12 protein-coding genes are annotated in these 13,615 nt (G+C 72.8%); 5 read left to right on the forward strand and 7 right to left on the reverse strand.

All coding sequences use genetic code 11. The features are described from left to right. The first annotated feature begins 72 nt into the window (after positions 1-72). Positions 73-411, forward strand: coding sequence for a hypothetical protein (locus ACIRQY_RS08605; protein ID WP_403923087.1), 339 nt, complete (start codon positions 73-75; stop codon positions 409-411). 108 nt (positions 412-519) lie between these two features. Then, positions 520-795 carry a DUF6343 family protein gene (locus ACIRQY_RS08610; protein ID WP_403923089.1) on the forward strand — a complete coding sequence of 92 codons (276 nt, stop codon included), beginning with the start codon at positions 520-522 and terminating at the stop codon, positions 793-795. Positions 796-1,019: 224 nt separating this feature from the next. On the opposite strand, the gene ACIRQY_RS08615 is transcribed toward ACIRQY_RS08610, so the two are convergent. The 3 genes from ACIRQY_RS08615 to ACIRQY_RS08625 form a co-directional block, all read right to left on the reverse strand. Then, complete coding sequence (locus ACIRQY_RS08615) at positions 1,020-1,391, reverse strand: tetratricopeptide repeat protein (RefSeq protein WP_351779053.1); 372 nt, start codon at positions 1,389-1,391, stop codon at positions 1,020-1,022. Positions 1,392-1,471: 80 nt separating this feature from the next. Next, positions 1,472-2,077: a dephospho-CoA kinase gene (gene coaE / locus ACIRQY_RS08620; RefSeq protein WP_403923091.1), complete on the reverse strand. Its 606-nt coding sequence runs from the start codon at positions 2,075-2,077 to the stop codon at positions 1,472-1,474. Positions 2,078-2,108: 31 nt separating this feature from the next. After that, entirely contained in the window at positions 2,109-3,047 is a 939-nt protein-coding gene (locus ACIRQY_RS08625; protein ID WP_351779058.1) for a PAC2 family protein, read from the reverse strand. Positions 3,048-3,272: 225 nt separating this feature from the next. Here ACIRQY_RS08625 and ACIRQY_RS08630 point away from each other — a divergent pair, with 225 nt between their 5' ends. Next, entirely contained in the window at positions 3,273-4,220 is a 948-nt protein-coding gene (locus ACIRQY_RS08630) for a right-handed parallel beta-helix repeat-containing protein (protein WP_403923094.1), read from the forward strand. Between the two features lie 220 nt (positions 4,221-4,440). Here ACIRQY_RS08630 and rpsA read toward each other — a convergent pair whose 3' ends face one another. Further along, on the reverse strand, positions 4,441-5,952 hold the full coding sequence (gene rpsA / locus ACIRQY_RS08635) for a 30S ribosomal protein S1 (RefSeq protein ID WP_351779064.1): 1,512 nt from the start codon (positions 5,950-5,952) through the stop codon (positions 4,441-4,443). Between the two features lie 346 nt (positions 5,953-6,298). Between rpsA and ACIRQY_RS08640 the strand changes: the two genes are divergently transcribed. Together ACIRQY_RS08640 and ACIRQY_RS08645 are read left to right on the forward strand one after the other, a co-directional pair. After that, positions 6,299-7,138, forward strand: coding sequence for a class I SAM-dependent methyltransferase (locus tag ACIRQY_RS08640; protein WP_403923096.1), 840 nt, complete (start codon positions 6,299-6,301; stop codon positions 7,136-7,138). Positions 7,139-7,316: 178 nt separating this feature from the next. Next, complete coding sequence (locus ACIRQY_RS08645) at positions 7,317-9,989, forward strand: ATP-dependent RNA helicase (RefSeq protein ID WP_403923098.1); 2,673 nt, start codon at positions 7,317-7,319, stop codon at positions 9,987-9,989. Here ACIRQY_RS08645 and ACIRQY_RS08650 read toward each other — a convergent pair. The 3 genes from ACIRQY_RS08650 to ACIRQY_RS08660 all read right to left on the reverse strand — a co-directional run bounded on the left by ACIRQY_RS08650 (position 9,973) and on the right by ACIRQY_RS08660 (position 13,598). After that, positions 9,973-10,959, reverse strand: a complete 987-nt coding sequence (locus ACIRQY_RS08650; RefSeq protein ID WP_403923100.1) for a DUF3068 domain-containing protein — start codon at positions 10,957-10,959, stop codon at positions 9,973-9,975. The genes ACIRQY_RS08645 and ACIRQY_RS08650 overlap by 17 nt on opposite strands. A 13-nt stretch (positions 10,960-10,972) precedes the next feature. Next, entirely contained in the window at positions 10,973-11,113 is a 141-nt protein-coding gene (locus ACIRQY_RS08655) for an SPW_0924 family protein (RefSeq protein WP_351779075.1), read from the reverse strand. Positions 11,114-11,792: 679 nt separating this feature from the next. Further along, entirely contained in the window at positions 11,793-13,598 is a 1,806-nt protein-coding gene (locus ACIRQY_RS08660) for a lytic transglycosylase (RefSeq protein WP_403923102.1), read from the reverse strand. Between the last annotated feature and the right edge of the window lie 17 nt (positions 13,599-13,615).

A 13,615-nucleotide genomic window follows, 5' to 3' on the forward strand; every position in this document is an offset into this window, starting at 1 on the left:
CCGGATGACAGGGGGTCCGGGAGCGGCGAGGGTGACGAACAGCGCAACGACCACGACAGAAGAGGTTCCGCCATGTCCGTTCGTCGCCGGCGTCTCACGACCGCCACCGGGGCCGTGCTGCTCGCCCTCGCCGTGGCGGGGTGCTCGGGTCTGGGCCGTACGGCCGTGGGCACGCTCTCGTACGAGACGCAGCGGCAGGTGTCGCTGCGGGTGACGAGTCCTCCGGTGAAGGGCTGCCATCGGCTGGCGCCGAGCGGGGTGACCCACATCAGGAACGACACCCTGGTCGACTTCGTGATGTACACGACACGCGACTGCCGTGGCAAGCACTCCGTCTACGTCCCGACCAGCAGCAGCAACCTGACCCCGCCGGGCACCCTGCCGTGGCGCAGTTTCCGCATCATCCACTGACGCTCCCCGGGACGGCCCGCCCCGGTCCGGCCGCCGGTTCCCTTTCCGTCCCCCCGGGTCCATCCTGGGAAGTGCCCCCGGGGGACTCCACGGGAGACGGTGGCCGCCATGCGCAGCGGGAACGAGCCGGTGAACGCGCGCAGCGCGCTGCGCCTGCGGTTCTGGCTGGGCCTGTGGGGGCTGGTGTGGGCCGTCTTCGGCACGGCCGTGTTCGCGCTGCTCGGCAGCCCCGGCTGGGCGGCCGCCTGCGGTGTGCTGGTCCTGGTGGTCCTGGTGGACCTGACGCTGGTGGTGCGGCACATCCACCAGGGCGCCCACTGGCAGCCGGACCGGACCGTTCCTCCGTACGAACCGGGTCGCGGCGACGGGACCGGGGGGCGCTGAGCGCCCGGTCCGTGTCCCGTCCGGTGCGGGCGGCCACCCGGTCCGGGTGTCCGGCCGCCGCTCGGGCTGCTGAGCATCCGGCCGCCGCTCCCAGCCCGGGTCGCGCACCGGTGCCCGGCGACCCCTGCGGGCCGGGGCGCGACGGCGTGTCCGGCCGTCGCCCGCAGTCGTCGCCGTCCCGTCCTCGGAGCTCGCCGTGGTTCCGGACACCGGTCCGGGCCCGGCTACTGCTGTTCCGTGTCGAAGCCTGCCGCACGGAGGTACTCCGGCTTCGGGTCGAGTGCCGCCGCGAGACGGAAGTGCCGGGTGGCCCGGTCGGTGAGGCCGGACCGCTCGAAGGTCCGGGCGAGTGCGAAGTGCGCGAAGGCGTTGTCCGGTTCACGCTCCAGGACGAGCTCGAACTCCAGTTGCGCGGGACGCAGCTGCGCGGCGGCGAAGAACGCGCGGGCACGCAGCAGACGTGCCGCCGTGTTCTCGGGGTGGGCGGCGATCACCGAGTCCAGCAGCTTGACCGCGCCACGGGGGTCGCGCGCGGCCAGCAGGTGTTCCGCGGCACGGAAGTCGATGACGTGCGTTTCCGGGTTTCTGTCGGCCACCCTGGCATCCTTCCCCTCGATCCGGTGGTTGAACACCGGACCCGGCACCCGCATTCCGCGACCACCGTCGCCGAGGGCCCCTACGCTCGGTCGGCGGCCCGGCCCGCCAGGTCCTCCCACAGCTTCCGCACCTGCGGTGCGAGCGCGTCGAGCGGGCCGTCGTTGTCGATCACCACGTCCGCCACCGCGAGCCGCGCCGCGCGCGTGGCCTGGGCCGCCATCCGGGCGCGCGCCTCGGACTCGGCCATGCCCCGGAGCCGTACCAGCCGGTCCAGCTGGGTCTCGGGGGACGCGTCCACGACCACGACCAGGTCGTACAGCGGCGCCAGTCCGTTCTCGGCGAGCAGCGGCACGTCGTGGACGACGACGTCCCCGGCGCCCGCGTGGCTCTCCAGCTCCGCCGACCGGGCCCCGACCAGGGGGTGGACGATGGCGTTGAGCGTGGCCAGGCGCTCGGCGTCGGCGAACACGACGGAGCCCAGCTTCGGCCGGTCGAGCGTGCCCGCATCGGTCAGGACGTCCTCACCGAACGCCGCGACGACAGCCGCGAGCCCCGGGGTCCCCAGTTCGACGACCTCACGGGCGATCCGGTCCGCGTCGATCAGCACGGCCCCGTACGAGACGAGCAGCCGTGACACTTCGCTCTTGCCGGCGCCGATCCCGCCGGTCAGGCCCACCTTCAGCATGAGCGGCAGCCTAGGGCGTGTTTCCGGCCGGTCAGGACTCGCCCTCCCGCTCCGCGAGGAAGCGCTCGAACTCGCGCCCCAGCTCGTCCGCCGACGGCAGGTCGACCGGTTCGGCGACCAGGCTGCCGCGGGTGTCCGCGCCGGCCGCCGCGTCGTACTGGTGCTCAAGGCCCTGGACGAGGGCGACCAGCTCCTCGTCGCCCTCGCCGATCTGCCGGTCGATCTCGGTCTGGGTGCGGCGGGCCTCGGTCCGCAGCGCGTGGGCCACGCTCGGCAGGACCAGACCGGTGGCCGCGGTGACGGCCTCCAGCGTGGTCAGGGCCGCGTCCGGATAGGGCGAGCGGGCCACGTAGTGCGGGACGTGCGCGGCGACCCCGAGGGTGTCGTGACCCGCCTCGGTCAGCCGGTACTCGACCAGCGACTCGGCGCTGCCGGGCACCTGCGCCTCGTCGAAGGGGCTGCGGTGGCCGGGCATGAGGTCCGTGCGGTTGCCGTGCGGGGTCAGTCCGACGGGCCGGGTGTGCGGGACGCCCATGGGGATGCCGTGGAAGTTCACCGCGAGGCGCACCCCGAGCCGCTCGACGATCTGCCGGACGGCGGCGGCGAACCGCTCCCACTCCACGTCCGGCTCGGGGCCGGACAGGACGAGGAAGGGGGCGCCGGTGGCGTCCTGGACCAGCCGGACCTCGATGGACGGCGTCTCGTACGCGGTCCACCGGTCGCGCCGGAAGGTGAGCAGGGGGCGGCGGGCGCGGTAGTCCACGAGCCGGTCGTGGTCGAAACGGGCCACGAGCTGGTGCGGGAGGGTGTCGAGCAGCCGTTCGACGATCTGCTCGCCGGTCTCGCCCGCGTCGATGTAACCCTCGAAGTGGTAGAGCATGACGAGCCCGGCCGACTCCTGCGCCAGGGCCAGGTCGACGACCGCCAGGCCCTTCGCGTCCCATTCGTACAAATCCTGGGGATCAAGCACGGCTACCGCTCCTCCTCGTGTTCTCTCTGGGAACACCACGCACGGCACACCCATTCCCGGGGCACGAGATCTTTCCGGGAGGAGTCGTACGAACTCCGGCCACTGGTCCAGACCTTGACACGCCAGATGCCGCTCCCTACCGTCTCGGGACAGCTTCGCGTTCAGCATCACGTCCCTCGTGCACATACAGGAACACTCCCCCACTCCGCACGGAAGGCATCCCCCATGCGCACCCGAACGCTGCTCCTCCCGCTGCTCCCCGCCCTCCTCGCCGTCCCCCTCGTCACCACCCCCGCCGCCGCGGCGACCGTCGAGGTGGCGACCGCCGCCCAGTTGAAGACCGCCCTCGCCGCCGCCCGTCCCGGTGACACGATCAAACTCGCGGACGGCACGTACACCGGCAACTTCAAGGCCACGGTCCCGGGCACCGCTTCGGCGCGGATCACCCTGACCGGTTCCTCGCGCGCGGTGCTGACCGCGGGCGGCGGCTACGGGCTGCACCTGAACGGCGCCTCGTACTGGACCGTGCGGGGGGTCACGATCACCGGCGGCCAGAAAGGGATCATGGCCGACACCGCGGAGAGCGTGGTGATCGACGGGGTGACCGTGCACGGACTGGACATGGAAGGGGTCCACTTCCGCAAGTCCAGCAGGAACGGGGTCCTGAGGAACTCCCGGATCTACGACACGGGGAACGACGGCAGGGGCATGGGCGAGGGCGTGTACGTCGGCACCGCCAACGATCTCACCGACCGCAGCGACAACGCGCAGATCCTCGACAACGTCATCGGTCCCGATGTGCGCGGCGAGGGCGTCGACATCAAGGAGGGGACCACCGGGGCGCGGATCGTCGGCAACGCCTTCGACGGCCGCGGACTGACCGGCGCCAACTTCGACGACTCCTGGGTGGATGTGAAGGGCAACAACGTCCTGGTCGAGAACAACACCGGGGTGAACACGACCAACAACGGCTACGAGACCCACACCCAGCAGAGCGGCTGGGGCTGCGGCACCGTGTTCCGCGGCAACCGTTCGAACCTGACGGGTGCGACCGGGGCCCAGCGGCTCGCGATCAACGTCACCAACCGGAGCGCCTCGTGTCCGACGACGGTCTACGCGTCGAACACGGTGACCGGCGGGAGCGGTCTGACGAACATCCCCGTCACCCCCTGACCGGGCAGGACGGCGGCAGGGTGGGGCGCGCGGGCGGGTGCCCACGCGCGGGGCGCGGGCGGGCGCGCGGGGGGGCGCCCGGCACGACAAGGGCATCGGCCTCACCGCCGAGGACGGGCGGGCGCGCGGGGCGCCCGGCCGGGAAACAGACCGAGGCCCGTTCCCCCGGAGGGGAACGGGCCTCGGTTCGCTAGCGGCTAGCGCTCAGCGGAGAGCCTGTTCAGCTCTGGCCGCCGGCCAGCTTCTCGCGCAGGGCGGCGAGCGCCTCGTCCGACGCCAGGGCGCCGGAGGTGTCGTCCGACTCCGAGGAGTACGAACCACCCGAGATGCCCGCACCGGCGTTGCCGGCGGCCGGGGCGGCAGCGCCCTCGGCAGCGGCGGCCTCGTCGGCCTCGCGGGACTTGATGACCTGAGCCTGGTGCTGCTCGAAGCGGGACTGCGCCTCGGCGTACTGGGTCTCCCACACCTCGCGCTGGGTCTCGAAGCCCTCGAGCCAGTCGTTGGTCTCGGGGTCGAAGCCCTCGGGGTAGATGTAGTTGCCCTGGTCGTCGTAGGACGCGGCCATGCCGTACAGGGTCGGGTCGAACTCGACCGAGGCCGGGTCGGCACCGAAGGACTCGTTGGCCTGCTTCAGCGAGAGGCTGATGCGACGACGCTCGAGGTCGATGTCGATGACCTTGACGAAGATCTCGTCGTTGACCTGGACGACCTGCTCCGGGATCTCCACGTGGCGCTCGGCCAGCTCGGAGATGTGGACCAGACCCTCGATGCCCTCGTCCACGCGGACGAACGCACCGAACGGAACCAGCTTGGTGACCTTACCCGGGACGACCTGACCGATCTGGTGCGTCCGGGCGAACTGCTGCCACGGGTCCTCCTGCGTCGCCTTCAGCGACAGGGAGACACGCTCGCGGTCCATGTCGACGTCGAGAACCTCGACGGTGACCTCCTGGCCGACCTCGACAACCTCGGAGGGGTGGTCGATGTGCTTCCAGGACAGCTCGGAGACGTGCACGAGGCCGTCGACGCCACCCAGGTCCACGAAGGCACCGAAGTTGACGATCGAGGACACGACGCCGGAGCGGACCTGACCCTTCTGGAGGGTCGTGAGGAAGGTCTGGCGAACCTCGGACTGGGTCTGCTCCAGCCAGGCACGGCGGGACAGGACCACGTTGTTGCGGTTCTTGTCCAGCTCGATGATCTTCGCCTCGAGCTCCTTGCCCACGTAGGGCTGGAGGTCGCGGACGCGACGCATCTCGACCAGGGAGGCCGGGAGGAAGCCGCGGAGGCCGATGTCGAGGATGAGACCACCCTTGACGACCTCGATGACGGTACCGGTGACGATGCCGTCTTCTTCCTTGATCTTCTCGATGGTGCCCCAGGCGCGCTCGTACTGGGCGCGCTTCTTCGAGAGGATCAGGCGGCCTTCCTTGTCCTCCTTCTGGAGAACCAGGGCCTCGATCTCGTCGCCGACCTTGACGACCTCGTTCGGGTCGACATCGTGCTTGATCGAGAGTTCGCGGCTCGGGATGACGCCTTCGGTCTTGTAACCGATGTCGAGCAGGACCTCGTCCCGGTCGACCTTCACGATGACGCCGTCGACGATGTCGCCGTCGTTGAAGTACTTGATCGTCTCGTCGATCGCGGCGAGGAAGGCTTCCTCGTTACCGATGTCGTTGACCGCAACCTGCGGGGTGGTGCTGGTGGCGGTGGTCTCGGTGCTGCTCGTCATGTGGGAAAGGGCTCCGGTTACGGACAGAAAGTCGTAGGTACTGCTACGCCGAGAGCCCGTATCGCACCAAGAAGCCGGACAGCCAATGAGGCACCTTTCCCGCGGACGGGTGGCGCCTCGAAAACCGAGGGGACATACAACAGGTGCGAGCGCGGCCTGCTCCGTCTGAGGCGCGCAGGCCCGCAGCGCAACCTTTAGCATACGGGGGCGGCCGGACAGGGTCAATGCGCGAAGCGCACACCCGGGGCAGATCGCCTCAACTCCGGCACCAATTCGAGTCCTTCCACGCCTCATCGGCGGGATCCGCGCACAGCGGCACTGAGCGCAAACTACATCGGCGGGCGAGATGAACCAAGAGCACGAGCACGAAGTCCCCTCCGACCCGGCCGAGGAGGAGGGCGAGGCCACCCGGCGTGACGCGGGGGAGACGGAGAGCAGCCGGGCGAACCGCGGCTGGTGGGACAGGAACGCCGACGAGTACCAGAGCGACCACGGGTCGTTCCTCGGCGACGACCGCTTCGTCTGGGGTCCCGAGGGGCTCGACGAGGCGGACGCCGGACTGCTCGGTCCCGCCTCCGGGCTCAAGGGCCTGGACGTCCTGGAGATCGGCGCGGGCGCCGCGCAGTGCTCGCGGTGGCTGGTGGCGATGGGGGCCCGTCCGGTGGCCCTCGACCTCTCTCACCGGCAGCTGCAGCACGCGCTGCGGATCGGTGGCGGGGTGCCGCTGGTGGAGGCCGACGCGGGGGCGCTGCCGTTCCGGGACGGCACCTTCGACCTGGCGTGCTCGGCGTACGGGGCGGTGCCGTTCGTGGCCGACCCGGTGAAGGTGTTCCGCGAGGTCCGGCGGGTGCTGCGGCCGGGCGGCCGGTGGGTGTTCTCGGTGACGCACCCGATCCGCTGGGCGTTCCCCGACGAGCCCGGACCGGAGGGCCTGTCGGTCGCCGCCTCCTATTTCGACCGCACCCCCTACGTCGAGCAGGACGAACGGGGACGGGCGGTGTACGTGGAGCACCACCGCACGATCGGCGACCGGGTACGGGACGTGGTGGCCGGCGGGTTCCGTCTGGTCGACCTGGTCGAGCCGGAGTGGCCCGCGTGGAACGGGCAGGAGTGGGGCGGCTGGTCCCCGCTGCGGGGGAACCTGATCCCGGGAACGGCGATCTTCGTCTGCGAACGCGCGGAGTAGTAGCGGAGTAGCAGAGGAGCCGGAGCGGGACCGCGCCCGGTCCGTGCCCGGTCATCCGTGTGGACCGCGCTCCCGGTCGCGTTCGGTCGTACTCATGCGGCCGTGCCGGTCGTACTAATGGGTGGGTCCTGTGGACAACGGGACCCACCTTCTTCGGCTCTCGTACGAGACTGAGCACGTGATCCGAAACGACGCGCTCGACCGTCTCCCCGTCCGTCATGCCGTGCCCGAGCTGCTGGACGCGCTCGACCGGCGCGGCACGGCCGTGCTGTCCGCGCCTCCCGGCACGGGTAAGACCACGCTGGTGCCGCTGGCGCTCGCGGGGCTCATAGGGGACGGGCCTCGGCGGCGGGTCCTGGTGGCCGAGCCGCGCCGGATGGCAGTGCGGGCGGCGGCCGGGCGGATGGCGTGGCTGCTCGGCGAGGAGGTCGGCGGCACGGTCGGCTTCTCCGTGCGCGGGGAGCGGCGGACCGGTCCGGCGACCCGGGTCGAGGTGGTGACCACGGGCATTCTGCTCCAGCGGCTCCAGCGCGATCCCGAGCTGGCTGGGGTGGACGTGGTACTGCTCGACGAGTGCCACGAGCGGCACCTCGACGCCGACACCGCGATGGCGTTCCTGGTGGACGTGCGGGCCACCCTGCGGCCGGAGCTGGGACTGATCGCCGCCTCGGCCACCGGGGACACCGCCGCGTGGGCCGACCTGCTGACGGTGCTGGAGGGCTCGGGGCCCGCGCCGGTGGTGTGCAGCAGGGGCGAGGGGTACGGCTGCCGGGTCCACTACGCGGCTCCTCCCCCGGACGTCCGGCCGTCCCACGGCACCTGGGTGGACCCCGCACTGCTGCGGCACGTGGCCGCGACCGTCCGGCTGGCGATGGAGCGCCACGAGGGGGATGTCCTCTGCTTCCTTCCCGGTACGGGGGAGATCGCGCGGACGGCCGGGCTCCTCGCCGATGTCGACGCGGAGGTCCTCCAGCTCCACGGGCGGGCTCCGGCGACCGTACAGGACGCGGTGCTGCGCGGTACGGAGCCCGGCGGGCGGCGCAGGGTGGTGCTGGCGACCTCGGTGGCCGAGTCCAGTCTGACGGTGCCCGGGGTGCGGATCGTCGTGGACTCGGGGCTCGCTCGGGAGCCGCGCACGGACCACGCCAGGGGGCTGGGCTCGCTGGCGACGGTGACGGTCTCGGAGGCGACCGCGACCCAGCGCCTGGGCCGGGCGGGCCGGGAGGCCTTCGGTCAGGTGTACCGCTGCTGGCCGGAGGCCGGTGACGGTGGCAGGCCGCGATTCCCGTCCCCCGAGATCAAGGTCGCGGATCTGGCGGACTTCGCACTGCGCGTGGCCTGCTGGGGCGATCCCACCGCGGAGGGGCTCGCCCTGCTCGACCCGCCGCCCGCCGGGGCGCTGGCGGCGGCCCGCTCGGTCCTCGGGTCGATCGGTGCCGTGGACGAGGCGGGCCGGGCCACCGCACGCGGGGTGCGCTTGTCCCGGCTGGGGCTCCATCCCCGGCTGGGCCGCGCCCTCCTGGACGGCGCGCCGGAGGTCGGGGCTCGGCGGGCGGCGGAGGTGGTGGCGCTGCTCAGCGAGGAGCCGCCGCGCGGGTACGGGGACGATCTGGTGGAGGCCTGGCGCGCGGCCCGGCGGGGCTCCGACGGGTACGGCGCCCGCTGGCGGACGGAGGCCCGTCGCCTGGAGCGCCTGGTGGGCGAGGCGGGTGGCGCCGGTGCGGGGAAGCGGGCCGAGGCGGCACGGGCGGCGGACGGGGCCGGGAGGTCGACGGCGGTCGCCGGAGCGGGTGGTACCGGCGGGATGAGAGGCACCGGCCGGACGCATGGTGCCGGCATGACGGGTGGTGCCGGCATGACGGGTGGTGAGGATCCGGTGGCCGGGCTGGTGACCGCGTTGGCCTTTCCCGAGCGGTTGGCGCGGGCCCGGGAGCAGGGTGGCCTTCTGATGGTGTCGGGCAGCGGGGCGCGCCTGGCCGAGGGGTCGCGGCTGCGGTCCGGTCCGTGGCTGGCCGTGGCGGTGGCGGACCGTACGGCGCGGGACGCGACGGCGCGGGTGCGGCTGGCGGCCGTGGTCGACGAGGAGGTGGCGCTGCGGGCGGCCGGGCATCTGCGGACGGCCGGGGAGGAGGTCCGCTGGGAGGACGGGGACGTGGTCGCGCGCTCGGTGGACCGGCTGGGCGCGGTCGAGCTGACGGTCCGGCCGCTCGGGACGAGGGCCGAGCCCGCGTCGGTGCGGGCGGCGCTGCTCGACGGCCTGCGGCGGGAGGGGCTGGGGCTGCTGCGGTGGAGCCGGGAGGCCGGGGAGCTGCGGGAGCGGCTGGCTTTCCTGCACCGGGAGCTGGGCGGGCCCTGGCCGGACGTGACGGACGACGGGGCGCTTCTGGACCGGGCCGACGAGTGGCTGGAGCCCGAGTTGTCCCGGGCCGCGCGACGGGCCGATCTGGGGCGGATCGACGCGGGCGAGGCGCTGCGGAGGCTGCTGCCGTGGGCGTCGGGCGAGGCGGGGCGGCTGGGCGAGCTGGCGCCGGAGCGGATCGAGGTGCCGAGCGGATCGCGGATCCGGGTCGAGTACGGCGGCGGGCGGCCGGTGCTCGCGGTGAAGCTCCAGGAGATGTTCGGGCTCGCGGAGACGCCCAGGGTGGCGGGGGTGCCGGTGCTGGTGCACCTGCTGTCCCCCGCCGGGCGTCCGGCGGCGGTGACCGCCGATCTGGCGTCGTTCTGGCGGGACGGCTACCGGGCCGTGCGGGCGGAGCTGCGGGGGCGGTATCCGAAGCATCCGTGGCCGGAGGACCCGGCGACCGCGCCGCCGACCCGGCACACGAGCGCGCGGCTCAGACGGGAGGGCTGACGGGGGCGGCGGCCCCCGGCCGGTCCGCCGGGCGGCGGGAGCGGGCCTCCAGCCAGAGCGAGAGGGAGAGGAGGAGCAGGGCGAGGAGGGTGAGGCTCCAGGGAAGGTAGGAGACGAGCATCAGCACCATGAGGCGGTTGGAGGCGACCATCTCGCCGATGCTCTCCAGGTAGTCCTCGCGCATCTTCACGTGCCCCTCGAAGACCGTGATGGTGTCCCGGCCCATGAGGGCCTTGGCGTTGCGGAGTTCTTCCTTGTGGATCTCCTCGCCGTTGACCGGGGCTCCGGTGACGGGCTCGACCCAGAACATGCGCTTGGTGGTGTACCAGCGGGTGAGGCCCGAGTCGGCGAGGATCTGCGGGGTGATGCCCTTGACCGGCATGGTCTTGGGCATGGGGACCTTGGTCCAGGGGACGGTCTGCTCGAAGTAGTAGACCTCCGTGCCGCGGAAGGTGCGGGTGCCCGCGAAGTGGATGGGGGCCGAGGTACGGGTCTGGGCGTCGAAGTACTGGTAGTCGCGCTTCTCGGTCAGGAAGGGGAACTTGAACTCGATGCCGTCGCGCCGGACGGGGTCGCCGTCGACGGATTCGCCGGTGGCGTGGACGGGTTCCTGGGTGTGGGCGTCGAAGATGTACCGCTCGGGGATCTTGGAGACCATCTTTCCGTCGGGCCCCGCGACATAGGAGAGCGCGTCCCAGACGACGACGTCCCGTCCGGCGTCCCGTTCGATACGGCGGGACTCCTCGACATTGCCCTTGAGGGTCTGGACGATCGTGATCTTGTCGACCTTCTCCGCCTTGAGCGTGGAGTAGTTGAGGAGGGTCGCGGGCCGCGCCTCCAGGACGGTCTCCTGGTACTGGTTCGCCGGGATCTTCGCCAGGCGGGGGAAGGCGTACCAGCGCAGGGTCGGGGCCAGCGCGGCGCAGAGGACGGCGAGGGAGAGCAGGACGAGGCTGGCTCGGCGGCGCACGATCGGCCCCTCCTTACTTCTTGGGGCCGGGATCGGCGGTCAGCAGGGGTCTGGGCGAGGTGGGGCCGTCGGGCGGCAGATCGGCCACGGAGAGGACGAGGAGGAGAAGGAGGACTGGGGCGAGTCCGATGGCGGCGGCGACGAGGGCGCGCATGGTCGGCCTCCCGGGTGCGATCTGATGAGTCGTCAGGGCGGGGGCACCGTAGCAACGCGACCGTGAGATGAGAACAGCTCGCACCGCCGAGACGCCTCCTCCCGCTCGGCCGGGGGCCGCGCACGGCCGAGACGCCTCTCCACGGTCGGGAACCGCTCACGGCCGAGACGCCTCCCGCACGGCTCCTGAGGCCCGCACTGCCTGGACACCCGTCGCACGGTTCCGGAGGTCCCACCGCCGGGACACCTCCCGCTCGGCCGGGAGCCACGCGCGGCCGAGACGCCTCTCGCACGGTCCCGGGATCGCGCGCCACTGCATCGCCGAGCCACCCGGCGAACGGTCACGGGGGCGCGGGCCGCAGGCCACCGCGCCGGTCGGTTCGGGAAATCACCCACCGCCGAGCCGCTTCTCGGGCAGTTCCAGGAGCGCGCACCGCCGGCCGCCGCCCCGGCGGCTCCCGGCGGGCGCGGACCGTCGAGCCTTCGCTCTGGTTCCTCGCGGGGGTCACGCGCCATCGGGTCGCCGCCCGGACGGCACGGGGAGCGCGTCGGCTTCGCAGCCAGTCGGCCAGTCGATCGATCGGTCGGTCGCTCGGTCGGGGCGAGGGGGAACGGGGAGCGCCGTCCCGCCGCCTGGTGGGGCGGTGGGACGGCGCAGGGGAAATGCGGGAGGGGTCCGGTCAGGCCGAAGGGGAGGGGGACGCGGAAGTGGAGGCCGACGCCGAGGCGGAAGGGGAGGCCGAGGGCGACGTGCCGCCGGAGGGCGTCGGGTCCGGGGTGGGCGTCGGGGTGGGCGCCGCCGTGACCGTCAGCTCGATCTCCGTGCTGCCGCCGCCGGGCGAGGTCAGACGGAGCACGTACGTGCCCGCCTTGGTGCCCGCGAACAGCTCGGGGAGGGAGATCAGACCGTTCTCGTCGGTGGTGCGGACGAGGGTCCGCAGCGGGGCGCCCGCCGCGTCCTCGAAGTACGGCCCGTCAGCGCTCTCCCCGGTGCCCGAGGCCGAGTCGACGATCTCGGCGGTGACGAGGACGCCGGGGGCGAGCACGCCCTTGTCGGTGGCCTTCACCTGGACGCGCTGGGTGTAGGCGGCGCCGGTGGCGGCCGTCAGAGGGTCTCCGGCGACCCGGGCGAGGGTGTCGGCCCGGCGTTCGGTGACGGTCGCGGTGAACCGGACCCCGTCCAGGGTGCGGCCGACGACGGTGGCCGTGATCGTGAACGAGCCGGTCTTCTCGCCCGCCCGCAGCGCGGGGGCCGTGGCGATGCCCGCCGCACCCGTGGTGACGGTCGCGGAGGTGCCGCCCCCGGTGAAGCGGGCGTCGGTGCCACCGGTGATCTCGAAGCGGACGGCGACTCCGGTGACCGGGCTGCCGGAGGCGTCGAGCGCGGCGGCCGCCGGGGACTTGGCGAAGGCGCTGCCGGTGCTCGTGACGAGTTCCCCGGTCGCCACCGTGGTGAGGCGCGTGACCTTGGCGGCCGGGGGGACGGTCGGCTTCTTCGGCGGGGTCACCGGAGGCTTGACCGGGGGCTTGGGCGTGACCGGGGGCGGGGTGGCCTCCGATCCGCCCGGCTTCGGCTTCGGCGCGGGAGGCGTCGGGGAGGGGACGAGCGGGGACGTGGGCGGGCGGTTGCCCTGGCCGCCGCCGTCGCTGCGGTCGGCCGGCAGCACGCCCGTGCCGTCCGGGACCTGGTGGGTGCCGCGCTGGTAGTACTCGAACCAGGACAGGACCGTGTTCAGGTACTCCCGGGAGCGGTTGTAGCTGAGGATCGCCTTGTCGAGGTCGGCCTTGAGGGCCAGATCGCGATTGTTGGCGCAGAGGTAGAGACCGGCGGCCTGCGCCGCGTCGTAGATGTTGTTCGGGTCCTTCTTCCCGTCGCCGTTGGCGTCCTGGCCCCAGACGGCCCAGGTGGACGGGATGAACTGCATCGGGCCGACGGCACGGTCGTGGGTGCTGTCGCCGTCGTAGGCGCCGCCGTCGGTGTCGGAGATGTTGGCGAACCCGACGCCGTTGAGGACCGGGCCGAGGATCGGCGAGAGCGTGGTCCCGTTGGCGTCGACCTTGCCGCCGCGCGCCTGCCCGGACTCGACCTTGCCGATGCCCGCGAGCAGCTGCCAGGGCAGTTTGCAGCCGGGGTCGGTCGAACGGATCGACTGCTCGGCACGCTGGTAGGCGGCGAAGACGGAGGCGGGGATGCCCGCCTCGGCGGGGCCGGTCGTCACGGGCAGGTTGGGCGTGGGCGCCCCGGGCTTGTTCGGGGTGTTGAGCGGAGGCAGGTCCGTGTAGTACGGCGAGTCGCCGGTGGCCGAGCCGCCGCCGGAAGGGGACGTGGTGTCCCCCGCGCCTATGCTGCGATCGCCGCCCGCGTTGTCCGTGGGCGGGGCGGCCGTCTCCGGAGCCTGTGAGGCGGCGAGCGCGGCGACCGCCGCCGCCACCACCGCGCCACTGGTGGCTCCCCTGCGCAGCCTGCGGCCCAAGTGCGCTGACATGTCCGTGGTCCCCTCCC

Source organism: Streptomyces sp. NPDC101490, from assembly GCF_044767145.1.
Classification (GTDB): Bacteria; Actinomycetota; Actinomycetes; order Streptomycetales; family Streptomycetaceae; genus Streptomyces.